Source organism: Mesorhizobium sp. P2_F7, from assembly GCF_056403695.1.
Genome location: NZ_JBFUFA010000013.1, coordinates 73,457 through 98,065 on the forward strand (window position 1 = coordinate 73,457; position 24,609 = coordinate 98,065).

General features: G+C 63.3%; 30 protein-coding genes and 1 pseudogene. 9 read left to right on the forward strand and 22 right to left on the reverse strand.

Annotated elements, in window-relative coordinates:
* Window positions 1-87: 87 nt before the first annotated feature.
* Window positions 88-696: a YqgE/AlgH family protein gene (locus AC1DZ8_RS28190; protein ID WP_023668405.1), complete on the reverse strand. Its 609-nt coding sequence runs from the start codon at window positions 694-696 to the stop codon at window positions 88-90.
* A 215-nt stretch (window positions 697-911) separates the two neighbouring features.
* Between AC1DZ8_RS28190 and AC1DZ8_RS28195 the strand changes: the two genes are divergently transcribed.
* The 3 genes from AC1DZ8_RS28195 (at window position 912) to AC1DZ8_RS28205 (ending at window position 2,875) form a co-directional block, all read left to right on the forward strand.
* Window positions 912-1,718, forward strand: a complete 807-nt coding sequence (locus AC1DZ8_RS28195; protein ID WP_477302771.1) for a protein-disulfide reductase DsbD domain-containing protein — start codon at window positions 912-914, stop codon at window positions 1,716-1,718.
* Window positions 1,719-1,829: 111 nt separating this feature from the next.
* Complete coding sequence (locus AC1DZ8_RS28200; protein ID WP_142866742.1) at window positions 1,830-2,306, forward strand: peroxiredoxin; 477 nt, start codon at window positions 1,830-1,832, stop codon at window positions 2,304-2,306.
* Window positions 2,307-2,395: 89 nt separating this feature from the next.
* A complete protein-coding gene (locus AC1DZ8_RS28205; RefSeq protein ID WP_477302773.1) occupies window positions 2,396-2,875 on the forward strand; it encodes a DUF2938 domain-containing protein in 480 nt (159 codons plus the stop codon).
* A 5-nt stretch (window positions 2,876-2,880) separates the two neighbouring features.
* On the opposite strand, the gene AC1DZ8_RS28210 is transcribed toward AC1DZ8_RS28205, so the two are convergent.
* The 14 genes and pseudogenes from AC1DZ8_RS28210 to coxB all read right to left on the reverse strand — a co-directional run bounded on the left by AC1DZ8_RS28210 (window position 2,881) and on the right by coxB (window position 13,476).
* Window positions 2,881-3,540 carry a hypothetical protein gene (locus AC1DZ8_RS28210; RefSeq protein ID WP_477302775.1) on the reverse strand — a complete coding sequence of 220 codons (660 nt, stop codon included), beginning with the start codon at window positions 3,538-3,540 and terminating at the stop codon, window positions 2,881-2,883.
* A 95-nt stretch (window positions 3,541-3,635) separates the two neighbouring features.
* Entirely contained in the window at window positions 3,636-4,223 is a 588-nt protein-coding gene (locus AC1DZ8_RS28215) for a histidine phosphatase family protein (protein WP_477302777.1), read from the reverse strand.
* A 30-nt stretch (window positions 4,224-4,253) separates the two neighbouring features.
* Window positions 4,254-4,799, reverse strand: a complete 546-nt coding sequence (gene rnhA, locus AC1DZ8_RS28220; RefSeq protein WP_477302779.1) for a ribonuclease HI — start codon at window positions 4,797-4,799, stop codon at window positions 4,254-4,256.
* Window positions 4,796-5,758, reverse strand: coding sequence for a homoserine kinase (locus AC1DZ8_RS28225; RefSeq protein WP_477302781.1), 963 nt, complete (start codon window positions 5,756-5,758; stop codon window positions 4,796-4,798). The genes rnhA and AC1DZ8_RS28225 overlap by 4 nt, the downstream gene beginning before the upstream one ends.
* Window positions 5,759-5,765: 7 nt before the next feature.
* Complete coding sequence (ispH, locus tag AC1DZ8_RS28230) at window positions 5,766-6,776, reverse strand: 4-hydroxy-3-methylbut-2-enyl diphosphate reductase (RefSeq protein ID WP_477302783.1); 1,011 nt, start codon at window positions 6,774-6,776, stop codon at window positions 5,766-5,768.
* A gap of 73 nt (window positions 6,777-6,849) precedes the next feature.
* Window positions 6,850-7,605 carry an SURF1 family protein gene (locus AC1DZ8_RS28235; protein WP_477302785.1) on the reverse strand — a complete coding sequence of 252 codons (756 nt, stop codon included), beginning with the start codon at window positions 7,603-7,605 and terminating at the stop codon, window positions 6,850-6,852.
* Window positions 7,602-7,988 carry a DUF983 domain-containing protein gene (locus AC1DZ8_RS28240; RefSeq protein ID WP_477302787.1) on the reverse strand — a complete coding sequence of 129 codons (387 nt, stop codon included), beginning with the start codon at window positions 7,986-7,988 and terminating at the stop codon, window positions 7,602-7,604. Before AC1DZ8_RS28240 ends, AC1DZ8_RS28235 begins: the two co-directional genes overlap by 4 nt.
* Window positions 7,989-7,991: 3 nt before the next feature.
* Window positions 7,992-8,108: pseudogene (locus AC1DZ8_RS28245) on the reverse strand (L,D-transpeptidase family protein); the annotation flags it as partial.
* Window positions 8,109-8,197: 89 nt separating this feature from the next.
* The gene (locus tag AC1DZ8_RS28250) at window positions 8,198-9,079 is read right to left on the reverse strand and encodes a cytochrome c oxidase subunit 3 (protein ID WP_477302789.1); all 882 of its coding nucleotides are present in this window, start codon (window positions 9,077-9,079) and stop codon (window positions 8,198-8,200) included.
* A gap of 1 nt (window position 9,080) precedes the next feature.
* Window positions 9,081-9,707, reverse strand: a complete 627-nt coding sequence (locus AC1DZ8_RS28255; RefSeq protein ID WP_477302790.1) for a cytochrome c oxidase assembly protein — start codon at window positions 9,705-9,707, stop codon at window positions 9,081-9,083.
* Window positions 9,707-9,871, reverse strand: coding sequence for a hypothetical protein (locus AC1DZ8_RS28260; protein ID WP_477302957.1), 165 nt, complete (start codon window positions 9,869-9,871; stop codon window positions 9,707-9,709). Before AC1DZ8_RS28260 ends, AC1DZ8_RS28255 begins: the two co-directional genes overlap by 1 nt.
* Window positions 9,872-9,873: 2 nt before the next feature.
* The gene (locus tag AC1DZ8_RS28265; RefSeq protein ID WP_477302792.1) at window positions 9,874-10,818 is read right to left on the reverse strand and encodes a heme o synthase; all 945 of its coding nucleotides are present in this window, start codon (window positions 10,816-10,818) and stop codon (window positions 9,874-9,876) included.
* A gap of 70 nt (window positions 10,819-10,888) precedes the next feature.
* Window positions 10,889-12,541, reverse strand: coding sequence for a cytochrome c oxidase subunit I (gene ctaD / locus AC1DZ8_RS28270; protein WP_352584617.1), 1,653 nt, complete (start codon window positions 12,539-12,541; stop codon window positions 10,889-10,891).
* A gap of 38 nt (window positions 12,542-12,579) precedes the next feature.
* Window positions 12,580-13,476, reverse strand: a complete 897-nt coding sequence (gene coxB, locus AC1DZ8_RS28275) for a cytochrome c oxidase subunit II (RefSeq protein WP_477302794.1) — start codon at window positions 13,474-13,476, stop codon at window positions 12,580-12,582.
* 363 nt (window positions 13,477-13,839) lie between these two features.
* On the opposite strand from coxB, the gene AC1DZ8_RS28280 reads away from it, so the two are divergent.
* From AC1DZ8_RS28280 to AC1DZ8_RS28300, 5 genes are all read left to right on the forward strand, one after another.
* Complete coding sequence (locus AC1DZ8_RS28280; RefSeq protein ID WP_477302796.1) at window positions 13,840-14,388, forward strand: invasion associated locus B family protein; 549 nt, start codon at window positions 13,840-13,842, stop codon at window positions 14,386-14,388.
* A gap of 73 nt (window positions 14,389-14,461) precedes the next feature.
* Window positions 14,462-14,929: a YbjN domain-containing protein gene (locus AC1DZ8_RS28285; RefSeq protein ID WP_477302798.1), complete on the forward strand. Its 468-nt coding sequence runs from the start codon at window positions 14,462-14,464 to the stop codon at window positions 14,927-14,929.
* A gap of 105 nt (window positions 14,930-15,034) precedes the next feature.
* Window positions 15,035-16,447: a metalloprotease TldD gene (tldD, locus tag AC1DZ8_RS28290; RefSeq protein ID WP_477302800.1), complete on the forward strand. Its 1,413-nt coding sequence runs from the start codon at window positions 15,035-15,037 to the stop codon at window positions 16,445-16,447.
* Window positions 16,448-16,514: 67 nt separating this feature from the next.
* Window positions 16,515-17,216 carry an NAD-dependent deacylase gene (locus AC1DZ8_RS28295; RefSeq protein ID WP_477302802.1) on the forward strand — a complete coding sequence of 234 codons (702 nt, stop codon included), beginning with the start codon at window positions 16,515-16,517 and terminating at the stop codon, window positions 17,214-17,216.
* 144 nt (window positions 17,217-17,360) lie between these two features.
* On the forward strand, window positions 17,361-18,014 hold the full coding sequence (locus tag AC1DZ8_RS28300; protein WP_477302804.1) for a transglutaminase-like cysteine peptidase: 654 nt from the start codon (window positions 17,361-17,363) through the stop codon (window positions 18,012-18,014).
* A gap of 7 nt (window positions 18,015-18,021) precedes the next feature.
* On the opposite strand, the gene AC1DZ8_RS28305 is transcribed toward AC1DZ8_RS28300, so the two are convergent.
* Both AC1DZ8_RS28305 and AC1DZ8_RS28310 read right to left on the reverse strand, forming a co-directional pair.
* Complete coding sequence (locus AC1DZ8_RS28305; RefSeq protein ID WP_477302806.1) at window positions 18,022-19,257, reverse strand: class I SAM-dependent RNA methyltransferase; 1,236 nt, start codon at window positions 19,255-19,257, stop codon at window positions 18,022-18,024.
* Window positions 19,254-20,018, reverse strand: a complete 765-nt coding sequence (locus AC1DZ8_RS28310) for a TlyA family RNA methyltransferase (protein ID WP_477302808.1) — start codon at window positions 20,016-20,018, stop codon at window positions 19,254-19,256. Before AC1DZ8_RS28310 ends, AC1DZ8_RS28305 begins: the two co-directional genes overlap by 4 nt.
* A 148-nt stretch (window positions 20,019-20,166) precedes the next feature.
* Between AC1DZ8_RS28310 and AC1DZ8_RS28315 the strand changes: the two genes are divergently transcribed.
* The gene (locus tag AC1DZ8_RS28315; RefSeq protein WP_477302810.1) at window positions 20,167-20,571 is read left to right on the forward strand and encodes a GFA family protein; all 405 of its coding nucleotides are present in this window, start codon (window positions 20,167-20,169) and stop codon (window positions 20,569-20,571) included.
* On the opposite strand, the gene AC1DZ8_RS28320 is transcribed toward AC1DZ8_RS28315, so the two are convergent.
* The 5 genes from AC1DZ8_RS28320 to AC1DZ8_RS28340 form a co-directional block, all read right to left on the reverse strand.
* The gene (locus AC1DZ8_RS28320) at window positions 20,568-20,843 is read right to left on the reverse strand and encodes a hypothetical protein (protein ID WP_477302812.1); all 276 of its coding nucleotides are present in this window, start codon (window positions 20,841-20,843) and stop codon (window positions 20,568-20,570) included. The genes AC1DZ8_RS28315 and AC1DZ8_RS28320 overlap by 4 nt on opposite strands.
* 149 nt (window positions 20,844-20,992) lie before the next feature.
* Window positions 20,993-22,906 carry a 1-deoxy-D-xylulose-5-phosphate synthase gene (gene dxs, locus AC1DZ8_RS28325; RefSeq protein ID WP_477302814.1) on the reverse strand — a complete coding sequence of 638 codons (1,914 nt, stop codon included), beginning with the start codon at window positions 22,904-22,906 and terminating at the stop codon, window positions 20,993-20,995.
* A 108-nt stretch (window positions 22,907-23,014) separates the two neighbouring features.
* Entirely contained in the window at window positions 23,015-23,935 is a 921-nt protein-coding gene (locus AC1DZ8_RS28330; RefSeq protein ID WP_477302816.1) for a pirin family protein, read from the reverse strand.
* A gap of 110 nt (window positions 23,936-24,045) precedes the next feature.
* Window positions 24,046-24,312 (reverse strand): DUF2277 domain-containing protein, encoded by a 267-nt coding sequence (locus AC1DZ8_RS28335; protein WP_112563862.1) that lies wholly within the window; start codon window positions 24,310-24,312, stop codon window positions 24,046-24,048.
* Window positions 24,313-24,357: 45 nt separating this feature from the next.
* Entirely contained in the window at window positions 24,358-24,609 is a 252-nt protein-coding gene (locus AC1DZ8_RS28340; protein WP_112396785.1) for an exodeoxyribonuclease VII small subunit, read from the reverse strand.

Sequence of the window (24,609 nt, forward strand, 5' to 3'; positions counted from 1 at the left end):
GGCGCGTTGCCTGGGCGCATGGTGGCTTGGGCAGAGGCCTCGGCTAATCTCGAAGGTGGACGAAGGCGAGGCTCGAAGGCGAAGGCTCTACGCGTGCCCCGCCGCCAGGCTGAGATGCGCCAGGTCGATGCCGATCGACGCCAGAATACGGTCGTACTTCCGCTCGATGTCGGCGTCGAACAGAAGCTCCGGCGTGGCCGGGCAGGTCAGCCAGCCATTCTCGGCGATCTCTGTTTCCAGCTGGCCGGCGCCCCAGCCGGAATAGCCGAGCGCCATCAGCGCGCGGCGCGGGCCGCGGCCGGACGAGATGGCGCGCAAGATGTCGACGGTGGCGGTCAGGCAGATATCGTCGGAGACGGTGAGCGAGGATTCCACCCGGTAGTCGCCGGAGTGCAGGACGAAGCCGCGGCTGCGATCGACCGGGCCGCCATTGCGCACGACGAAGTCGCGCGCCTGCGCCGGCAGCCTAATCGCCTCCTGCTCGTTCATGATGCCGAGCTGCACCAGAAGATCGGGAAACAGCATCTGCTGCGTCTGGTTGATGATCAGGCCCATCGCGCCTTCGTCGCTGTGCGCGCAGATGTAGATGACAGAGCGCGTGAAGCGGTCGTCCTTCATGCCGGGCATGGCAATCAGGAACTGGTCGTCGAGAAAGCCGCGTCCGCCGGCCGTCTTCTTGTGGCGCAACAAGTCCATAAAAGGGAGCGTAACGCGTTTCCGGGACGCCGAAAAGATGCGCCGCGCGCGATTCGCCCAAAGCCCAATAGCTGGAGCAAACGATTCTTCAGCTCGAATCGAACCTGGCTGATTGCTTGAACCCGACTGTTCCTCGCCCAAAAGTCACGCAAATATGATACGCAGAGCGCCATGAAAACATTGCGCGGCCATGAACTGACGATCAAATCACCGCCATGCAAAGCTTGAAAATCCTGCTGCTCGGTGCCGCTATCGGATGCGGAGCAGCCCTGCCCGCCGCGGCTTCCTCTTCCGACTGGTACAACAGCGAAGGCGGCAAGGTGCGGCTGGTGACATCAGGCAAGGCCGACGAGGCCGGGCGCATCCATGGCGTGCTCGACATTGCACTCAAGCCCGGCTGGAAAACCTATTGGCGCGATCCGGGCGATGCCGGTGTTCCACCGCAGATCGACGTCTCGGCCAGCACCAACATCACCGATGCAGCGTTTTCCTTCCCGCCGCCGCAGCGCCATGACGACGGCTACGGCAAATGGGCCGGCTACAACCATCCGGTTTCGCTGCCGGTGACATTCACCCTATCGTCGCCGAAGGATGCGGCCGTCATCGATGCCGACATCTTTCTCGGCATCTGCGAGACGATCTGCATTCCGGTGCAGACGAGGCTGAGCGTCGATCCCGCCGCCGATCCTGACAATGCCGAGGATGCGGCCCTGGTGAAGGCGGCCCGTGCCACCTTGCCCACCGCTGCCAAGGCCGATTTCGGCATCAAGGTCCTGCCCGGCGACCATGAGACGCTGGTCGTCGAGGCGACCTTTCCCGGCGATCCGGAGGCGGCGGATTTCTTCGTCGCCGGCGAACGCGACTACATGTTCGGGGCGCCTGCGCGCAGCGAAAAGGACGGTCGGCTGGTGTTTACCATACCGATCCTCGACCGGCCGTCCGCGACACCGACCGATGGCGGGTTGTATTACACGCTGACAAGTGCGGAAGGCGCGGTCGAGGGCGTTTTGCCATTCCCTTGATGCGGGCTGCTGATCGAGCTTTCCCTTGATCCAGGCCTTGTCGGCGGTTGCGGGAGATGCCTGATTTCGCTATCGCAAGAAACCTTCCCTGCTTTTGACACGAGGACCATCATGACGATTGCCGTTGGCGACAAACTGCCCGATGCGACCTTCAAGGAAATGACCGCCGACGGCGCCAAGGTGATCACCTCGGCCGAGATTTTCGCGGGCAAGAAGGTCGTGCTGTTCGGCGTTCCCGGCGCCTTCACGCCGACCTGCAGCAACAACCATCTGCCAGGCTATCTCGAGAACCACGACGCCATCCTGGCGCGCGGCGTCGACACCATCGCCGTCGTCTCGGTCAACGACGTCCATGTCATGGGCGCCTGGGCCAATTTCACCGGTGGTGAAGGCAAGATCCTCTATCTCGCCGACGGCAATGGCGAATTCGCCAAGTCGGTCGGCCTCGATTTCGTAAGCAACGATATGGGGCTGCGTTCGAGACGCTTTTCGATGATCGTCGACAATGGCAAGGTCACCGCGCTCAATGTCGAGACCAAGCCCGGTGTCGACACATCCGGTGCGGCTCACATTCTGAGCCAGCTCTAAATTTCGGTGGCGGCGCGTGGGGTCATGAGCGCCATGGCCTGACCACCGCGCGCTTCCTGCCGGACTGCCTGCTTTTGGGGACCTCGACGATGGTTGACATCATCTGGCGCAGTGTTGCGATCGGCATCGGCGCCACGGTGCTGATGGATCTCTGGGCGATGTTCCTGCATCTGGCGCTCAGTCAGCCGCGGCCGAACTGGGGGCCGGTCGGCCGCTGGGTCTGGCACCTCAAGGACGGCAAGGTCTTCCACGACGACATCGCCGATGCCGCGCCCTATGCGCATGAGAAGGCGCTTGGCTGGAGCTTCCACTATTTCACCGGCATCGTCTACGGCTTCATCCTGGTGGCGCTGGTGGGCAAAGCGTGGCTGGACGCACCGACCTTCCTGCCGGCCTTCATCCTTGGCATGGTCACCATCGGCGCCGGCTGGTTCCTGCTGGCGCCCGGCATGGGCGCCGGCTGGGCCGCCTCAAAGCGCCCCAATCCGATGCAGATCCGCGCCTTCAACGTGATCTCGCACACGGTGTTCGCGCTCGGCCTCTACGGCACCGCCCTGCTTATCCGCTGAGGATTCTATTCGCTGACGGTGAGCGGCTTCATCGCGGCGACGGTATCGATGATCTCCTGACGCAGCGCGTCTTTCTCCGCCTCGAATTGCTCGCGCGTGATGCTGCGACCACCGGTGGCGGTGACGCCGAATTCCTCCAGCGCGAATTCGTAGCGCGCCTTCCATCTGATGACGTGCTCGGTCATTGCCTGGGTGAGTGCCGGAACCGGGCCCGGATGCGCCGGCAGGCCGCACGATTGCGTCGTCAGCGCATCAGCAGCCAGCATGACGACATTCCAGTCGTCGAGGCCGACGAGATCCATCTGGGCATAGAGGAACGCGCCATGTTCGCCGTCCCAGATCGGCTGGTCGATGACCAGGAAGGGCGTGGCGCGGCAATAGCCATGGCGTGCCGCCATCTCAGCGTTGAAGGTCTCGGTGCGAACCTGAAGCCGGTACCTGGCCGTGGCGAAGAGAGCAATGTAGTCATCCGGCGTGCGCATGATGTTGCGCTGATCGTCCGGCTCGAAGCCGGCCTCACGCAGGAAGGAACCGATCTTCGGATCGTCCCAGAGCTCTTTTGAGAAAACGCGCGTCACGCCATCGGCATCCGGCGTCGGGCGCATCATTTTCTTGAGATCGGCAAAGCTGTGCTGCTGCTTGCCGAAAGTCCTGCGTCCGAACATCGCCGCGCCTCATCGCCAAGATCGATTGCGCCGTTCTATCACCCAGGGATGAAATCGACTTTAAGCCAAAGCCTAGAATTGCTGGCTTCTGGTCATCAATTGCCGTGGCGTGGCTTGTCGATCGGTCGCCATCCGTGGAGGATGCTGTGCGCGCCGATGTCATAGGCGAAATAGTTGCCGCCGCCGGCCGGCTGGTCAGCCTCGCGGCTGATTTCGCGACCGCTGAGCGAAAGCAGCAGCAGCGTTCCGACACCGCCATGGCCGACAAAGGCAATATCGCCGTCGCTGGCGGTGCCGAGCACAGTCTCGACTTCGCTCACAATGCGATGCTGGGCATCGATGGCTCGTTCCCAGCCGCGAATGCTTTTGTGCGGGTTGGCGAAGAACTGGTCGGCGACCGCCTCGAACTCCGGCGGCGGCAGGAAGCCGGTTGCCGACCGATCGTTCTCATGCATGGCCTCCCTCACCTCGACCGCAAGGCCGAGATGCCTGGCGAGGATCTCGGCGGTTTCGATCGCCTTGCGCTCAGCCGACGAGACGATACGGCGGATCGACCCGACCCAAGGTTGGTCGAGCATGGCCAACGCCCTCGCGCGTCCGATCTCGGACAGCCCCCATTCCGGCACGGGAACGTTGGCATCGATCTGAACCTGGGGATGCGTGATGTAGTATGCAATCGGCACGGGTGAGATCTTCCTGCCGGGAAGCCTAAATCAATAGCTCTGGGTTGAGCGCCGTGCTCTTGGGGCTGCCGGCCGCTTCTCGGATGCTGCCGGCTTCGGCGCCGCTGCAGGCTTCGGTGCCACAGGTTTGGCCGAGCCCTTCTTGAACGGCGCCATGCCTTCCCGTGCGAGTTCGTCGGCGCGTTCGTTCTCGGTGTGGCCGGCATGGCCCTTGACCCAGTTCCAGGTCACCTTGTGACGCCTGTTGGCCTCGTCCAGTGCCTGCCAGAGTTCACCGTTCTTGACCGGCTTCTTGTCGGCGGTCTTCCAGCCGTTCTTCTTCCAGCCATGGATCCATTTGGAGATTCCGTCCATGACGTATTTGCTGTCGGTGTGAAGTTCGACCGAGCACGGCTCCTTTAGCGCGTTCAGCGCAGAGATGGCGGCGAGCAGCTCCATGCGATTGTTGGTGGTCTCGGCCTCGCCGCCCGACAATTCCTTGGTCTTGCCGTTGAAGCGCAAGATCGCGCCCCAGCCGCCGGGACCGGGGTTGCCCGAGCAGGCGCCGTCGGTGAAGATTTCAACCTGCTTGGTCATGTCAGTCCGTATTCCGAGGGGGACCTGATTGCGCGGTGGAAGCGCATGCGGCGGATATATTCGGTCGGATCGCGCTTCATGACCAGCCCGCCATCGGGAACGGTCAGCCAGTCATAGAGCCTGGTCAGCATGAAGCGCAGCGCCGAGCCGCGCGCCAGCATCGGCAGCGCCGCCTTCTCGGCATCGCTCAACGGCCGCACGCTCTGATAGCCGGCCAGCAGCGCCGTACCCTTGGTGAGATTGAAGGAAAAATCCTTCTCGAAACACCAGGCGTTGAGGCAGGTGGCGACGTCATAGGCGTAGAGGTCGTTGCAGGCGAAATAGAAGTCGATGAGACCGGACAGTTTCTCGCCGAGGAAGAAGACATTGTCCGGGAACAGGTCGGCATGGATGATGCCGGCAGGCAGGCCCTGCGGCCAATGCCGTTCGAAATCGGCGAAATCGGCGTCGACCTCGGCGGCCAGTCCTGGCTCGACCTCGTCGGCGCGGCCGTGTGAGGCGTTCCAGAGCTTGCGCCAACCGTCGATGGCGAGCGCGTTGTCGCGGGTCATCGCAAAATCCTGGCCGGCGAGATGCAATGCGGCCAGCGCCTTGCCGACCTCTGCACAATGCGCCGCTGTCGGCCGCCTCAGCGACAGGCCTTCGAGGAAGGTGATGATGACCGCCGGCCGGCCGGCCAGCGTGCCGATAACGGTGCCATCATGCGCGGTTACCGGCAGCGGACAGGAAATGCCTTTGCGGGCGAGATGGCCCATCAGGCCGAGGAAGAACGGCAGGTCGGCCTTGTCGACGCGCTTTTCGTAGAGCGTCAGGATGTAGGAGCCGCTCGATGTGTGGAGCAGAAAGTTGGAATTCTCGGTGCCTTCGGCGATGCCCTTGTAGGACAGCAATTCGCCGACCGGGTAGACCTTGAGGAACGCGCCGAGTTCGCCCTCGTTGACATCGGTGTAGACCGCCATGGGCTGTTCACGCGGCTCCGTTGACGAAGGCCATGTCGGCCCGCGTCAGTTCGACATCGCGCAGAACCCGCATGACTGGAAAATCCTCCGTTTCGGTCGCCGTGATCGCGAGATCGATGGTCACCTCGAAGCGCTGGCGGAAGGCATCGATGATCTCGTCGACGATGATCTCCGGCGCCGACGCGCCGGCCGACAAGCCGAGCGTCGAAATGTTGGTGATGTCATTCCATGGAATTTCGGCAGCGCGCTGTACGAGAAGCGACATGGTGGCGCCGGCGCGCTCCGCCACTTCGACAAGACGGCGCGAATTGGAGGAATTGGGCGCACCGACGATCAGATAGAGGTCGGCGCCGGCGGCGGTTTCCTTGACCGCTTCCTGGCGGTTGGTGGTGGCATAGCAGATCGATTCGGCGGCCGGCGCATGCAGTTGCGGGAAGCGCTCCTGCAGCGCCCGGATGATGCCGGCGGTGTCCTCGACCGACAGCGTCGTCTGGGTGACGAAGCCGAGCGCTTCGGGGTTCGCGGGCGCAAAGGTCGCTGCGTCGGCTTCGGTCTCGATCAGCGTGACGGCGCCGTCCGCCAGCTGGCCCATCGTGCCGATCACTTCCGGGTGTCCGGCATGGCCGATCAGCAGCACATGGCGGCCGAGCCGCTGGTGGCGCATCGCCTGCTTGTGCACCTTCGACACCAGCGGACAGGTAGCATCGAGATAAAAGAGTTCGCGCGCCTGGGCGTCGGCCGGCACCGATTTCGGCACGCCATGGGCCGAGAAGACGACCGGCGACTTGCGATGCTCGGGCGGGATCTCGGACAGTTCCTCGATGAACACCGCGCCCAGGCTTTGCAGGCCCTCGACGACATAGCGGTTGTGCACGATCTCGTGGCGGACATAGACCGGCTTGCCATATTTCTTCAACGCCAGCACGACGATCTGGATGGCGCGGTCGACGCCGGCGCAAAAGCCGCGCGGCTGGCAGAGCCGGATCGTCAGCGGTGGTTTTGGGGCGGTCTGCAGCATGATTCCAGATCGGTTGATCGTATCGTGAGGCGAAATGAGGTGTGTACCCCTGCCCTGTCAAGGGCGGCCGGGTTCATTCCGGTTTTGCCGGACGGCGCAGCCTGATGATCAGCACCGCGGCAAGGGCGGCTGCCAGGCCATACCAGGTGAAGGCATACTGCAGATGAGAGTTCGGCAGGTCGATGATCGTGACGCCGCCAACCGGCAGCCCGCCGGGGTTCGGCGTCTTGTCGGCGTCGATGAAGATCGGCACCAGCACGGCACCGGCGGGCAGGCCCGCACTTGCCGCCATGGCATTGCGGTCCTTCCAGTAGAAGATGTTCTTGGCGACATCATTGTCGGGCAGCATCATCGACGGCTTGGCCGGCAGCGGATTGCGCGCCAGCCCGGTGACCGTCACCTTGCCCGCCACCTGCCCTTGCGGACGCTTGGCGGCATCCTTGAGATCGTAGGGCACGAAGCCACGGTTGATCAGCACGAAGCGGCCATCGTCGAGCGCCAGCGGGGTGTAGACATTGAAGCCGGCGTCACCGTCCCAGGTCGCGTAGAAATGCCGCTCGCCCGAATGCAGGAACGTGCCGCTGACGGTGACCGGCCTGTAGTCGACATCGCCGGTGGCGGCGAATTCCTTCTCGACGTCCACCAGCGGCCTTGGCGCCGAGTGGGTGCGCTGGTCGATCGTCGCCAGCAGCCCTTCCTTCCAGTGCAGGCGCTGCATCTGCCAGGTGCCAAGCCCCAGCAGGATGACGAACAGCACCAGGCCAAGGCCGAGCAGCAAAGCCGTCTTCGGCCGCGAACGGCCGGTGGTTTTCGCCAACGCCTCGCTCATTGCTCGCGGTCCAGCCGGCCTTCAGCCGCCTTGTTGGCATATTGCAGCGTCAGCAGCACGCCCTTGATCAGCCTGAGTGCCGTCAGACACAGCGCCACCGCCAGCGGTATCCAGATGATGAAATGCAGCCAGAGCGGCGGGCTCAGCGTCACCTCCACCCACAGTGCCAGCCCGACGATGATGAAGCCGATGATCAGGATGACGAACACCGCCGGACCGTCGCCGGCATCGGCGTAGGAATAGTCGAGTCCGCAATTCATGCAGTGCTTGCCGACGGTCAGGAAGCCGGAAAACAGCCGCCCCTCGCCGCAACGCGGACAGCGGCCGTGCAGGCCGGCCGAGATCGGCTCGATGGGTGGCCAGATCGCCTTGTCTTCGCTCATGTTCTACGGCTCGATTTCAATCGGCGTTCCATCCGGCACCATGGTCCAGATTTCATCCATGTCGGAGTCGGTAACCCCAATGCAGCCATCGGTCCAGTCGACCAATTGAAGCAGCCAGCCTTATGGGCGCCAAAAAAGAAAAAAGGCGACCGCATTGCCGCGGCCGCCTTTCTGATTTCTTCGGGGTCGATTCCCCTCGGCGAAAGCCGTCAGTGGCCTTCGATCAGTGCGCCTGCCGATCCCCAGACATAGATCGCGCTGAACAGGAACAGCCAGACCACGTCGACGAAGTGCCAGTACCAGGCAGCCGCCTCGAAGCCGAAATGCTGCTTCGGCGTGAAGTCGCCCTTCATGGCGCGGATCAGGCAGACAGCCAAGAAGATGGTGCCGATGATGACGTGGAAGCCGTGGAAGCCGGTCGCCATGAAGAAGGTGGCGCCGTAGATGGAATCCTTGAAGCCGAACGGCGCGTGAATGTACTCGTAGGCCTGCACCATGGTGAACAGCATGCCGAGGCCGACGGTCAGCACCAGGCCGTTGATCAGCCCCTTGCGGTCGCCATGGATGAGCGAATGGTGCGCCCAGGTCACCGTGGTGCCCGACAAAAGCAGGATGATGGTGTTGTAGAGCGGCAGGTGGAAGGGATCGAGGACTTCGAGACCCTTCGGCGGCCAGACGCCACCGGTAAAGGCAGTGCGGGCATATTGCTGCGCTTCGCTCGGAAACAGGCTGGCGTCGAAATAGGCCCAGAACCAGGCGACGAAGAACATCACTTCCGAAGCGATGAACATGATCATGCCGTAGCGCAGATGCAGCGACACGACGCGGGTGTGGTGGCCCTCATGCGCTTCCTTGATCGTATCCGACCACCAGGCGAACATGGTGTAGAGGACGATGACCAAGCCGATGAAGAACAGCCACGGGTTGGCGATGTTGTGGCCGAAGATCGGAAAATCACCGTTCTTGAGATACTGCATCAGGGCGACGCCGCCGACGGCGGTGACCAGCGCGCCGATGGACCCCAGGAAGGGCCATGGGCTCGGGTTGACGAGATGGTAGTCGTGTTGTGGTTTTGCGTGCGCGTCTGCCATATCAACCCCCGAGATTTGCTTCGGTATCGGAAACTTTGGTGGTGCTGTCCGGCGCCGATGAAGCGACCGGTTTGTTCTTTTCGACCGGGAACATGGTGTAGGACAGGGTGATCGTCTTCAAGTCCTTCAGTTCCGGCACGTTGACGATGTCTGGATCCACATAGAACACGACCGGCATGTCCAGCGTCTCGCCGGGCTTCAGCGTCGTGTCGGTGAAGCAGAAACACTCGACCTTGTTGAAGTAGGGACCCGCCAGTTCCGGCTGCACGTTGAAGGTGGCGCGGCCGGTGACGGCGCGGTCGAACTTGTTGGTGGCGCTGTAATGCGCCTGCGTCGTCTCGCCGATCTTGATGGTGACCGAGCGGGCGACCGGCTGGAACTGCCAGGGAATGCCATTGGTGTTGGCGTCGAAGCGCACCGTGATGTCGCGATCGAGGATGCGGCCGGCATATTGCTTCTCGGCGCGCTGCGTGGTGCCGCCATAGCCGGTGGCCTGGCAGAACATCTTGTAGAGCGGCACCGCGGCGTAGGCCATGCCGATCATGCCGCCGAAGAAGGCGACGCAGACGGCGGCGACAACGCGGTTGGTGTTCTTCTTCCTGGGGTCGGTCACGGTCGGGCGGGTCATCATCGGCCTGACATCGATCCGGTATGGCCGAATTTGACGATAGTGATGACGTAGAAGATGATGACCAGCGCCGCCAGCGCCAGGCCGATGGCAGCCGAACGGTTGCGGCGCGCCTTCTGCTGGCGCTCGGTCAGCGTGACCAGTTCAAGCTTCTTGTCGATCATGGTCATGCCCCACCGATGGCCAGAGCGCGACCGACGACACAGTCGGCCAGATAGATGGCGAAGATGGCGAAGAGGTAGAGCAGCGAATAGGCAAACAGCGCCTTGGCCGGCTTCATCACGCGGTCGGCGTCGGTCATGCGCAGCACCTTCCAGGCATACCAGACAAAGCCGGCGCCGAGCGCCAGCGAAGCGATGCCGTAGCCCGCGGTGGTGAAACCGAGCGCCCAGGGCAGCACGCCGATCGGCGCGAGGATCAGGGCATAGGCAAAGATCTGGCGGCGGGTCGAGGCCTGGCCGGCGACATTGGGCATCATCGGGATGCCGGCCTTGGCGTAGTCGTCGGACTTGAACAGCGCCAGCGCCCAGAAATGCGGCGGCGTCCACAGGAAGATGATCAGGAAAAGGACGAGGCTTTCGAGGCTGACCGTTCCGGTCACCGCCGCCCAGCCGATGACTGGCGGAATGGCGCCGGCGGCACCGCCAATGACGATGTTTTGCGGCGTCGAGCGCTTCAGCCACATCGTGTAGACGACGGCATAGAAGAAGATCGTGAAGGAGAGCAGCGCCGCCGACAGCCAGTTGACCAGCACGCCAAGCGTCATCACCGACAGCACCGACAGCACAAGGCCGAAACTCAGGGCTTCGCCGGGCAGGATGCGGCCGGACGGAACCGGGCGGCCGGCGGTCCGGCTCATCACGGCGTCGATGTCGGCGTCGTACCACATGTTGAGCGCGCCCGAGGCGCCGGCGCCGATGGCGATGGCCAGGATGGCGACCATCGCAATCAGCGGGTTGACGGTCACAGGCGCCGCCACCATGCCGACAAAGGCCGTGAACACCACCAGCGACATGACGCGCGGCTTCAGAAGGGCGAAAAAATCGCCCGCCGTGGCTTCCGAAATTCGAAAGCCCGCTTCGTCAATCAATGGGTCGTTGACCAGGGCCATGCGTAGTTGAGTCCAATCATTCCGTTGGCCAAAACCGCCGGCGGGCCGGCGGTTTCGTATTCAGGCTGCCTTACTTGATCTTCGGCAGCTGTTCCCACTGGTGGAAGGGCGGCGGCGAAGGCAGCTGCCATTCGAGCGTCGTTGCACCCTCGCCCCATGGATTGGCGCCGGCCACCCGCTTCTTCTGGAAGGCTTCGAAGACGCCGTAGAGGAAGATCACCACGCCGACGGCCGAGATGTAGGAGCCGTAGGACGACACCATGTTCCAGCCGGCAAACGCGTCGGGATAGTCGATGGTGCGGCGCGGCATGCCGGCGAGGCCGAGGAAATGCTGCGGGAAGAAGATCAGATTGACGCCGACGAAGGTGACCCAGAAATGGGTGTTGGCGATCACCGGCGAGTACATGTAGCCGGTCATCTTCGGGAACCAGTAGTACCAGCCGGCGAAGATGGCGAAGACCGCGCCCAGCGACAGCACGTAGTGGAAGTGGGCGATGACGAAATAGGTGTCATGCAGCGAGCGGTCGAGGCCGGCATTGGCGAGCTGAACGCCGGTGACGCCGCCGACCGTGAACAGGAAGATGAAGCCCAGCGCCCACAGCATCGGCGTCTTGAACGAGATCGACCCGCCCCACATCGTCGCGATCCAGGAGAAGATCTTCACGCCTGTCGGCACCGCGATGACCATGGTGGCGAAGACGAAGTAGCGCTGCGTGTCGAGCGACAGGCCGGTCGTGTACATGTGGTGGGCCCAGACGATGAAGCCGACGGCGCCGATCGCGACCATGGCGTAGGCCATGCCGAGATAGCCGAACACCGGCTTCTTCGAGAAGGTCGACACGATGTGGCTGATGATGCCGAAGCCCGGCAGGATCAGAATGTACACCTCAGGGTGACCGAAGAACCAGAACAGGTGCTGGAACAGCAGCGGGTCGCCGCCGCCGTCCGGGGTGAAGAAGGTGGTGCCGAAATTACGGTCGGTGAGCAGCATGGTGATGCCGCCGGCCAGAACCGGAAGCGACAACAGCAGCAGGAAGGCGGTGACCAGCACCGACCAGGCAAACAGCGGCATCTTGTGCAGCGTCATGCCGGGCGCGCGCATGTTGAAGATGGTGGTGATGAAGTTGATGGCGCCGAGGATCGACGAGGCGCCGGCAATGTGGATCGACAGGATCGCCAGATCCATGGCCGGCCCGGGCTGGCCGGAGGTCGACAGCGGCGGATAGAGCGTCCAGCCGCCGCCGACGCCGTAGGCGCCGGGAGCGCTCGGCATGAAAGCCGAAGCGATGAGCAGGATGAAGGCCGGCGGCAGCAGCCAGAACGAGATGTTGTTCATGCGCGGGAAGGCCATGTCCGGCGCGCCGATCATGATCGGCACCATCCAGTTGGCGAACCCGCCGATGAGCGCCGGCATGACCATGAAGAAGATCATGATCAGGGCGTGCGCGGTGCCGAAGGCGTTGTACATGCTCTTGCCGCCGTCGATAGCGGCATCGCCGTTCATGCCGTAGACCATCTGCGCCAGACCGGTGAAGATCTGGATGCCGGGCTCCTGCAGCTCCATGCGGATGACGACCGAAAGCGCGCCGCCGACGATGCCCGCGAAGATCGCGAAGATCAGATAGAGCGTGCCGATGTCCTTGTGGTTGGTGGAGTACACCCACCGGACCCAGCCATGATAGGGCTTGTGGTCGTGATCGTCGTGAGCTGCAGCTTCTGCCATGGTCGGCTCCGTTCCCTAATTCTTGCTAACCCGCGGCATCAATTGCCGGCGGCCGCTACCTTGTTGGTACCGTCGACCTCGGCCATCAGCGCCTTGTTGGCGCCGGGAAGGTCGGTCTTGGCTGCTGCCAGCCAGGTCTTGTACTGCGCGTCGGAGACGACGCGGATGGCGATCGGCATGAAGGCGTGGTCCTTGCCGCAGAGCTGCGAGCACTGGCCGTAATAGAGGCCTTCCTTTTCCGCCTTGAACCAGGTCTCGTTGGTGCGGCCGGGAACCGCGTCCATCTTGATGCCGAAGGCCGGCATGGCGAAGGAATGGATGACGTCGGTCGCAGTGATCAGGACACGGGTCATGGTGTTGACCGGCACGACCAGCTCGTTGTCGACCGCCAGGAGACGCGGATAGATCTTGCGGTCTTCCTTGCCGATCGCGGCGCGGTCAGCGTCCTGCAGGATGGCCGAGTTGAAGGAGAGCGTGTTCTCGGTCTGGTACTCATAGTCCCAGTTCCACTGATTGCCCGTCGCCTTGACGGTCAGCTTGGCCTCTTCCGGCGGCGTGTACTGCGCGGTCAGAAGCTGGAACGAGGGGATGGCGATGAACAGCAGGACGACGACCGGACCGACGGTCCAGATCACCTCGATCAGCGTGTTGTGGCTGGTCTTGGACGGAACCGGATTGACGCTGGCGCGGAACCTGAAGATGCACCAGGCAAGCAGAGCCAGAACCAGGACGGTGATCGGGACGACGAACCACATCGTGTAGTTCCCGAACCACTCGATCTGCCGCATCATGTCGGTCGCCGGCGGCTGAAAGCTCATCTCCCATGGCTGCGGCTGGGCCGCATGAGCGGAGGCACCGGCGAAAAATGCGGCTGCAGCGCCTGCTGTTGCCATCAATTTGGCGCTTGCTGGGAATTTTCTCATCGCCCTCATCATCTCCCGGTTCCTCGCGATCGCGCGCAAGAATATCGAACAATGCCGGGATGGGAATCCCGGACAGTCCCAAGGGTGGTTCAAACCATACTCTATTTCCCTCCGCAAGAAAGGAGCGGGCAAAACCGTGCGGCATTTTTGCGCGCAAGCGCGACCGCACCGTTTCAGCGGCCTTTTGCCCCGCGCGGATGATCGACAGATGAGCTATGCGGGCTTGCGGCCGGAATGCGCCCGACGGTCGCAATTCGGGCGAATTTGCTAGGGAAAAGCGCATTATTGCGCTTGCCGGGGCTGACCGGCGGTCGCCCTATCCTTTACTTGGCCTTGGCGCGGCTTAAAGTGCCGTGATTCGCTAATGGAGCCGTCATGACCTCTTGGCTTTCGAGAAACTCCTGGCTTTCGAGAAGCGGGGCGAAGGTCATCTTTCTCGCCGCCCTGATCGGTATCGGCTCGTCCGCAGCCGGCATCGCCAATGCAGCGCAGCCGAGCGGCACGGTCAAGTCGACGCACGGCGCGTGGTCGATCATCTGCGACACGCCGGCCGGCGCGACGTCGGAACAGTGCGTGATGATGCAGAACGTCGTCGCCGAGGATCGCCCGGAAATGGGACTTTCGGTCGTCGTGCTGCGCACCGCCGACAACAAGGCCGAGATCCTGCGCGTGCTGGCGCCGCTTGGCGTGCTGCTGCCCAACGGGCTTGGCCTCAATGTCGACGGCAAGGATATCGGCCGCGCCTATTTCGTGCGCTGCTTCCAGGACGGCTGCTATGCCGAGGTCATTCTCGAAAAGCCGCTGCTCGACACGCTGAAGACCGGGACGTCGGCCACCTTCATCGTCTTCCAGACGCCGGAAGAAGGCATCGGTATCCCCGTCGACCTCAAGGGCTTCGCCGACGGTTTTGCCGCCTTGCCCTGAGCCTGACGCTTGCGAAAAGGCTGGCCCTGACGCAGAATTCGCACGGTTTTGATTTTTGGCTGTGGGGGTCGTCATGCGTGCTTTTTCTCTGCTTCTGTCCACCGGTCTGATCCTGACCGGCGCAATTTCCGTCGCCTTTGCCGAGGACACCGAAATCATCACGGCGCCAGATCCGGCGGTCATTCTCGAGATTGCGAAGGGCTATGGCTCGGCCAAGATGGACAAGGACGACGGCGGCGATCCGATGATCTCCGGCCGGCTCCAGGGCATGAAATATGTTGTCTACTTCTATGGCTGCGAAAACCACGAGAAGTGCAAGTCACTCCAGTTTTCCTCCGGCTATACCGATCCCTTCACGGCCGACCAGGCCAATGAATGGAACAAGAAATATCGCTGGGTAAAGGCCTTCTCCGGTGACGGGTCGAACTTCAAGATGGATGTCATGTTCAGGGGCGGCGTTACCCGCTCCTATCTCGAGGAGCAGTTCTCGAACTGGGATTCCATGACCAGCGACATCAAGGAATTCGTGAACGAGAAGTAGGGCCCGCGCACCGCTAGCCGACTGCGGATCTTCATTGCGGATTGTGCAGGCGCGTGTTCGCGCCTACATCGTGGCAACACCATTCCTCCTGTGAACGGACCTGCCATGAACAGCCTGATCGGCCAATTCGACATTTCAGACGATCGCATCAAGCGGATCGTCGCCGACACCCTTAACGGCGCCGATGACGGCGAGCTGTTCCTCGAATACAGCGAGAGCGAAGCGCTGATGTTCGACAATGGCAAGCTGAAGACCGCCAATTTCAACACCGACCAGGGTTTTGGCCTGCGCGCGGTGGCCGGCGAGGCCAGCGGCTACGCACACTCCAGCGACCTGTCCGAGGCGTCACTGCTGCGCGCGGCGGACGCGGTGTCGACCGTCAAGGGCGGCTATTCCGGCACGCTTGCGGCGGCCCCAGCCCGCACAAACCGCCATCTCTACGGCGACGAGAACCCGATCCCCTCGCCTTCCTTCGAGGTCAAGGCCAAGCTGTTGCAGGAAATCGACGCCTGGCTGCGGGCCGAAGATCCGCGCGTGCGCCAGGTGACGGCCTCGCTCGCCGCGTCCTGGCAGCATGTCGAGATCGTGCGCGCCGACGGCCAGATGGTGCGCGACATCCGGCCGCTGGTCCGCATCAACGTGTCCGTCGTGGTCGGCGATGGCGACCGCCAGGAGAGCGGCTCCTACGGCATGGGCGGGCGCAAGGCGTTCGGCGAGTTCCTGGTCGAGGACAGCTGGAAGCAGGCGGCCAAAGAGGCGCTGCGTCAGGCGCTGGTCAATCTCGAAGCCATCCCGGCGCCGGCCGGCACGTTCGACATCGTTTTGTCCAGCGGCTGGCCGGGCGTGATGCTGCACGAAGCCGTGGGCCATGGGCTGGAAGGCGATTTCAACCGCAAGAAGACCTCGGCCTTCGCCGGCCTGCTCGGCCAGCAGGTCGCAGCCAAGGGCGTCACCGTGGTCGATGACGGCACCATGCCCGAGCGGCGCGGCTCGCTCACCGTCGATGATGAAGGCACGCCGTCGGCCCGCAACGTGCTGATCGACGACGGCAAGCTGGTCGGCTACATGCAGGACCGCCAGAACGCCCGGCTGATGGGCATGAAGGCGACCGGCAATGGCCGGCGCGAAGGCTACGCGCACCAGCCGATGCCGCGTATGACCAACACCTACATGACATCGGGCGACATGGAGCCGGACGAGATCATCGCCTCGGTCAAGAACGGCATCTACGCCGTTTCCTTCGGCGGCGGCCAGGTCGACATCACCTCGGGCAAATTCGTGTTCGGCTGCACCGAGGCCTACATGATCGAGAACGGCAAGGTGACGCAGCCGATCAAGGGCGCCATGCTGATCGGCAACGGGCCGGACGCCATGCATCGTGTGTCGATGATCGGCAACGACATGAAGCTCGACAACGGCATCGGCATGTGCGGCAAGGCCGGACAGGGAGTGCCGGTCGGCGTCGGCCAGCCGCATCTACGGATGAACCAGATGACGGTCGGCGGCACCAGGGTTTGAGGACGGATGCGCGTTCCGGTAGCATCGCTGTCCAAACGATGTTTTCCGGGTGCCGGCGGCCGCAACCATGTCCAAGATCGTCATTCTGACAGGAGCCGGTATTTCGGCGGAATCGGGCGTCACCACCTTCCGCGATCCCGACGGCGTCTGGGCGAAATTCAACCTCGAAGACGTTGCGACGCCGCAAGGCTTTGCCCGCGATCCCGCCAAGGTGCAGGATTTCTACAATATGCGCCGGCGGCAGATGGGCAGCGTCGAGCCCAATGCTGCCCATATCGCGCTCGCCCGGCTCGAGCGGGAACTGCCTGGTGGCGTCCTGCTGGTCACGCAGAACATCGACGACCTGCATGAGCGCGCCGGATCGCAAAAGCTGATCCATATGCATGGTGCGCTTGGCCGCGCGCTGTGCCAGGCGTGCGGGCAAAGCAGCGCCTGGGCCGACGACATCGCCGTCCAGTCGAAATGCCCGGCCTGCGGCGCAGAGGGCCGGTTGCGGCCGGACGTGGTCTGGTTCGGTGAAATGCCCTATCGCATGGAAGAGATAGACGCAGCACTGGCCGGCTGCGACCTGTTTGCCGCGATCGGCACCAGCGGCAGCGTCTATCCGGCGGCAGGCTTTGTCGAGGAGGCGCGCGCCGCCGGGGCGCTTACGGTCGAGCTCAACCTGAAATGCGCCGGTTGGGCCTCGCGTTTCGATGAGCAGTTGGAGGGACCGGCGACGCAAGTGGTACCAGCTTTCGTGGAGCGTATTTTGTCAGGGACGGGCTGACGCTTGCGTTTCGAATCCCTCTGGGCACCTTGAAGTGAACACAATTCCATTAGGAAATTAGTAACTGTTCAACTGCTTGGGCTGCCGTTCCCGCACAAACGCAGTACCTGCTTCCTCGTTGCGGTGTTGGTGTTGGTGATGGCAATGCGACGTTCCCCCGGCGTCCTGACTCTCCTCCTTGGCTTGGTTTCTTTGACTGGCGCGACAGCGCTGCTGGCCGGCCCGGCGGCGGCACAGTCGACATGGTTCAAGGCGCGGTCGACGCAACCCGCCGCCGCTGTCGGCGAAAGCACCAGCGTTCCCTACGGTTGGGTCGATTTCTGCCACCGCCGGCCAAAAGAGTGCAAGGTGCCTGCTTTGCCGGCCGCTGACATCAAGCTGACCCCGCAGAAGCTGAGCATCCTCAAGCGGGTCAATCTGAAGGCGAACAGGTCGATCAAGCCGGTCAGCAATTTCGATCACTGGGGCACGATGGAGGACCACTGGGACTATCCGGTGGACGGCAAGGGCGACTGCAAGATCTACGCGCTCTACAAGCGCAAGCTGCTTCTGCAAGCGGGGTTCCCGCGGCAGGCGCTGCTGATGACGGTGGTGCGCGACCTCAACAATGAAGGCCACACCATCCTGACGGTGAAGACCGACAAGGGCGATCTTGTCCTCGACAATCTGGTCGATGAGATCAGGCCCTGGAACGCCACGGGCTACTACTTCCTGAAACGCCAGTCGCAGCAGAACCCAAACACCTGGGTGTCGATCAACCAACGCGGCGGCACATCGAAGCGACTGTCGCCGAGCTAGGCTGCGGCTACCGCCGCCGTTTCGGCTTCTCCAGCAGCGCCACCGCCTCGACATGCGGCGACCACAGGAACTGGTCGATCGGCGTGACGCTTTTCAAGCTGTAGCCGCCATCCATGAGGATGCGTAGATCCCGGGCCAGCGTCACCGGATTGCAGGAGACGGCGGCGACGAACGGCACGTCGGAGCGGGCGATCTGCTTCGACTGGTCCTCGGCGCCGGCGCGCGGCGGGTCGAAGACGACGCCGTCAAAGGCGTTCAGCTCCTTGAACGTCAGCGGGCGCCGGAACAGATCGCGGCGCTCCCCGGTTACCCGCTTGAGGCCGGTGGCGAAGCGTGATCCGCGGTCGAGCGCCGACAGGGCGGCCGCATCGCCTTCGACCGCATGGACCTCGGATTTCGCCGCCAGCCGAAGCGCAAAGCTGCCGCAGCCTGCGAAAAGATCGGCCACTTTCTTGGCGCGTTTCAGGTGTCCGCCAACGAGATCGGCCATCGTCTGTTCGGCGGCTTCGGTGGCCTGCAGGAAGGCGCCGGGCGGCAAGGCGACAGCGACGGTGCCGAACATGACCACCGGCTTTTTCGGTTCGATGACGATCTCGTCGTCGATCGAAAGTCGGGCAAAACCATTGGCCATGACGAAGTTGGAGGCGACCCGGCGCTGGTTCTCACCCAGTTTGCCTGACTCATAGACCGCGACGTCGAGGCCCGAGCCAGTCACCGTGACCGCCATGCGGAACGATTTGGTGGTGGCGCAAACCAGGTCGGCGACCGATCGCAAGCGATCGAGCGCGGCAACGATCTCCGGCAGCGAAATCGGGCATTCCTCGATGGCGATGATTTCCGGCGACAGATGGCGATGGAAGCCAAGCAGCATGCCGGTGTCGGCGCGCCGGGCAGCAAGCACGACGCGGCGGCGTGTCGCCGGTGCACACGGCACCAAGGCGCCGATGTCGCCGGCAATGCCTTTCAACGCGTGCACGACCTTGTCGCGTTTCCATTGCTGGTAAGCGTCGGCCTGCAGATGCTGGACGGCGCAGCCGCCGCATTCGGTGAAATGCCGGCAGGCCGGGTCGATACGCAGCGGCGACGTCTCCAGCACTGCCATCAGCGTGGCGCGATCTTTTTCGCGCGCCGCGGTAACGACCTCGCCCGGCAGCGTAAAGGGAATATACAGCTCGCCGGTTTCGGTCTCGGCGACGCCATCGCCTTGCGAGCCCAGTCTTTTGATGGTGAAGCGCGTGCTCATCGGTCCTTGATCCCACCGAGCAGGAATTCGCGGTTGCCGTCGCCGCCCTCGATCGGCGACATGTGCAGGCCCAGCGTGCGCCAACCTGGAATGTTTTCGAGCCATTCCTGCAGCAGGCCGGCAACGCGGGCGGCATCGAAAGGATCCTTCAGCAGGCCGCCCTTGCCGATCGCCTCGCGGCCCGCCTCGAACTGCGGCTTGACCAGAAACACCGCGCGAGCACCCTCCCGTGCCAACGCCAACGCCGGCGGCATCGCCAGTTTCAGCGAAATGAAGCTGACGTCGGAAACGATGAAATCCGGGATACGGCCGCCGAGATCGGCGATGGTGAGCTCGCGGGCATTCAAGCCCTCGATCACAGTGACGCGCGGGTCGGACGATACATCGGGATGCATCTGGCCGTGGCCGACATCGATGGCCGTGACATGGGCCGCGCCACGTTCGAGCAGCACCTGGGTAAAGCCGCCGGTCGAGGCGCCGATGTCGAGGGCTTCACTGCCCGAAGGGTCGAGGCTGAAATGGTCGAGCCCGGCAATCAGCTTCAGCGCCGCGCGGGAGACATAACCCTGCGCCGGATCGTCGATGACGATGAGGCATTGCGGCAGGACGGTCTGGCCGGGCTTGCGAGCGACCACGCCGTCGACCGTCACCGTGCCGCGCTCGACCGCGTCGCGGGCGCGAGAGCGGCTTGCAAACAGGCCGCGCTGGACGAGCAATTCGTCGAGCCGCTGGCGTTTGCTGGCTGGCAGAGGGGAGTTCATTGGCCTTCATGGCGAAAGCCGGTCGCGAAGGCAAGGACATTGGCATGAGATGGAGATCGGAGCGAGACACTGAGGTTGGTCCGCTGGTTGAATCGCAGCCAGTCCGGCAAGATGTAAGGGGGCTCTCGGGCAATGCGGAGGAAGACCAATGCTGACGGGAGCCTGCCATTGCGGCTCCGCCCACTGGACCCTGGAGGGCGCGACCCCGGCCCCGATCACCGCTTGCAACTGCACGCTTTGCCGCCGCTACGGCACGCTGTGGGCGTATGATTTTGTCGATGAGCGCATCAGCCTTGCGGGACCTCTGCGTTCCTATACACGCGTTGGGAAGGATGAGCCGTCGCTCGAGATCCTGTTTTGCCCGACCTGTGCCTGCGTGCTCGCCTGGCGCGGCCTGCGCACCGGTTCCAGCGGCCGCACGCGGATCGCCGTCAATGTCAGGCTGGCGCCGCCGGAGGCGGTCGCCGACCTGCCGATCGACCATTTCGACGGTCTCGATACTTATGACGACCTGCCGCGCGATGGACGCTGCGTGCGCGACATGTGGTTTTAGAAAATGGTACGCGAAACCTGCCGTTCGACGGCGGGCGTCAGCCCGTCACCTGCGTCGCCCGACGCCTGCTTGCGCGGCGGCTCGACCGGCACATCCGGCACGACGACGAGCTGCGGCACCTGCTTGTAGGAGAAGCCGCCCCTGATGTTGCCCATCTTGCCGGCGACGATCTCGACCACCGCCTGTTCGAGCTTGCGGTCATAGCGGGTTTCGGCCACGGCCGGCGCGGCGATGACGGCCAAAAGGGCCACGCCGCACAAAAGCGTTCGCATTGTTTCTAACTCCCTGCCTTGGTCGGGTTCTAGCAGGGCGGCGTTGAAAAACGGCCAAAAGACACGGTAAGCGAAACGCCAAATAGAAGCGTTAACAGAGTGTTACGGCAGGAAGCCGGCAAATCGCTTCAAAGGCTTGAGATTTTGATTCAGGCGCGCTGGGCGCGGGCTGAGTGGCCAAGCGCAACGAATACGGTGCGCACGATGCCGGCGGCATCAAGCCCGGCGTCGGCATACATTTTTTCCGGCTTGGCGTGGTCGGTGAACTCGTCCGGCAACACCAGCGGCCGCACTTTCAGGCCACTTTCCAGCAGCCCTTCATGGGCGAGGAACTGCAGCACATGGCTGGCGAACCCGCCGACAGCGCCCTCTTCCACCGTCACCAGCACTTCGTGCGAGCGGGCGAGCCGGCGGATCAGATCCTCGTCGAGCGGCTTGGCGAAGCGCGCGTCGGCAACCGTCGTCGAAAGCCCGGCCGCGCCAAGTTCCTCGGCGGCGATCAGGCAATCCTGCAAGCGCGTGCCGAAGGACAACAGCGCCACCTTGGTGCCTTCCTTGACAATGCGGCCCTTGCCGATTTCGAGCACCGAGCCGCGCTCGGGCATGTCGACGCCGACACCATTGCCGCGCGGATAACGGAAGGCAATCGGGCCTTCGTCATAATAGGCTGCGGTGCGCACCATGTGGCGAAGCTCGGCCTCATCAGCTGCAGCCATGACGACAAAGCCCGGCAGCGTTGCCAGGAAGGTGGTGTCGAAGGCGCCGCAATGGGTGGCGCCGTCGGCGCCGACAAAGCCGGCGCGGTCGATGGGGAAGCGCACCGGCAGTTTCTGGATCGCCACGTCGTGGACGACCTGGTCATAGGCGCGCTGCAGGAAGGTCGAATAGATGGCGGCGAAGGGCTTGTAGCCTTCGGTGGCGAGGCCGGCGGCAAACGTCACCGCATGTTGCTCGGCGATGCCGACATCGAAGGTCCGCGTCGGAAACGCTTCACCGAACAGGTCGAGGCCGGTGCCGTTCGGCATGGCGGCGGTGACGGCGACGATGCGGTCGTCGTCCCGCGCCTCCTGGATCAGGCTTTCGGCGAACACCTTAGTGTAGGCCGGCGCGTTGGCCGGCGCCTTGGTCTGCGCGCCGGTGATGACGTCGAACTTGTTGACGCCGTGATATTTGTCGGCCGCAGCCTCGGCCGGGCCGTAGCCCTTGCCCTTCTGGGTCACGACATGGATCAGCACCGGGCCGTCGGCATGATCGCGGACATTCTTCAAGACCGGGATCAGGTGTTCGAGATTGTGGCCGTCGATCGGGCCGATATGGTAGAAGCCGAGCTCCTCGAACAGCGTGCCGCCGGTGACGTAGCCGCGCGCATGCTCGACCGCCCGCGTGATGGCGCGATCGGCGCGCTTGCCGAGATAGGAGGTCAGCTTCTTGCCGAAATCGCGCAGGCCGAGATAGGTCTTGCCCGACGCGAGCCGCGCCAGATAGGCGCTCATGGCGCCGGTCGGCGGGGCGATCGACATGTCGTTGTCGTTGAGGATGACGATGAGCCGGGCATCGAGCGCGCCGGCATTGTTCAATGCCTCGAAGGCCATGCCCGCCGACATGGCGCCGTCGCCGATGACGGCAATGACATTGTTGTGGCCGCCCGAGAGATCGCGCGCCATGGCCATGCCGAGGCCGGCGGAAATCGAGGTCGAGGAATGCGCAGCGCCGAACGGGTCGTATTCGCTCTCGGCGCGGCGGGTGAAGCCGGACAGGCCGCCTTCCTGGCGCAGCGTGCGGATGCGGTCGCGGCGGCCGGTCAAGATCTTGTGCGGATAGGCCTGGTGGCCGACGTCCCAGATGACGCGGTCTTCCGGCGTGTTGAAGACGTAGTGCAGCGCTACGGTCAGTTCGACGACACCGAGGCCGGCGCCGAGATGCCCGCCTGTATGCGAGACGGCATCGATCAGCTCGGCGCGCAGCTCCGAGGCCAGCTGCGGCAGCTCGCTTTCGTCAAGCTTCTTCAGGTCGGCGGGAATGCGGACCTTGTCGAGAAGCGGCGTATGCAGCGTTGCGTTCACTGTTTGGAGCCTGCCCAGCTATTTTCGTTCATGCGCGTTGATAATGGGCGAAATATGCCTGCGCCGCCCGAATGTAAATGCGTGTCAGTGACGCGGGTGAAGCTGGCGTTAATTGTCCGGTAACGGAATGAACTCTTCCTCATCTCCTGGAACGATATCGAAGCGGCCCGTCTTCCATTCCTGCTTGGCCTGTTCGATCCGCTCCTTCGACGATGAGACGAAATTCCACCAGATGTGGCGTGGCGAGCCGAGCGATGCGCCGCCAAACAGCATGAAATGGGCGCCGCGCTCGGACGAGACGACGAGTTCGTCGCCGGGCCGGAACACCAGCAGACGCTCGGCCGGAAAGCGGTCGCCCGATATCGAGACATCGCCGTCCAGCGTGTAGATGGCGCGTTCCTCGGCGTCGGCGGGAATTTTCACACTGGCGCCGGGCGCCAGGCGCAGATCGGCGTAGAGCGTTTCGGTATCGGCCCGTACCGGCGAGCGCAAACCCTGGAAATCGCCGATCACCACGCGACCGGAAACACCTTCGGCGTCGATTTCGGGCAGAAGCAGCGCCGCGGTGTTTTCGAACACCGGCGCCACTTCCTCCTTGCCGTCGGGCAGCGCCAGCCAGGTCTGCAGGCCGGAGATCGACATCGGCGCGCCGCGCAGCTCTTCGGGCGTGCGCTCGGAATGGACAATGCCGCGGCCGGCCGTCATCAAATTCACGTCGCCCGGCTGGATGACCATTTCGGTGCCGAGCGAATCGCGGTGCCTGATCTTGCCGTCGAACAGATAGGTGACGGTGGAAAGCCCGATATGCGGGTGCGGACGCACATCCATCGCCTGGCCGCCGCGCAATATGGCCGGACCCATGCGGTCGAAGAATATGAAGGGGCCGACCAGCCGCCGCCTTGCCGTCGGCAGAGCACGGCGAACCTGGAAGCCGCCAATGTCCTTGGCGTTCGGAATGACCATGAGCTCGATCTGGTCGCTGGCGAAGGCATCGCCAGGGTTCGGGTCTTTCCCGGGGAAGAAACTCATCTGGATGTCCTTTAGAGCATTTCACCGTTTCATAGAAACGGCGAACTGCTCTATCTTTGTTTTTATGCAATTCCGGACGGGAAACCGCTCACACTTTCCCTGGAATTGCTCTAAGCGAAGCGCAGCGCCGATTTGGCTTTTGCCTTGGCTGCCACCTCTTCGCGATTGCGCGGATGATGGTTGGTTTCCAGCGAATGCAGCAATTCATGCGCCGATTCAGCGATCGCCTCGACGGCACGGTCGAAGGCCGCCTGGTTGCGCTGCGAGGGCCGCGTCGTTCCGCTCAATTTGCGCACGAACTGAAGGGCGGCGTCGCGGATCTCGTCATGGGTTGCGGGTGGATCGAAATTGAACAGGGTCTTGATGTTTCTGCACATGCTTGAACTCCTTACCTGCTTTCTCTGCCCGCCCCGTTTGACAAATTACTCCGCGTCGAGCGGCTCCGTTCCCACCGGTTTGCCGTCACGCGACAGCCTGATCTTCTCGACCTTGTCTTCGGCCGACTTCAGCAGCCGGTCGCAATGGGCCTTGAGCGCCTCGCCGCGTTCATAGATCTTGATCGATTGGTCGAGCGGCACGTCGCCGCGCTCGAGATCATCGACGATCTTTTCCAGCGCGTCGAGTGCCTGCTCGAAGCTCATCGCCTTGACGTCTTCGTTTGCTTCGCCAGCCAT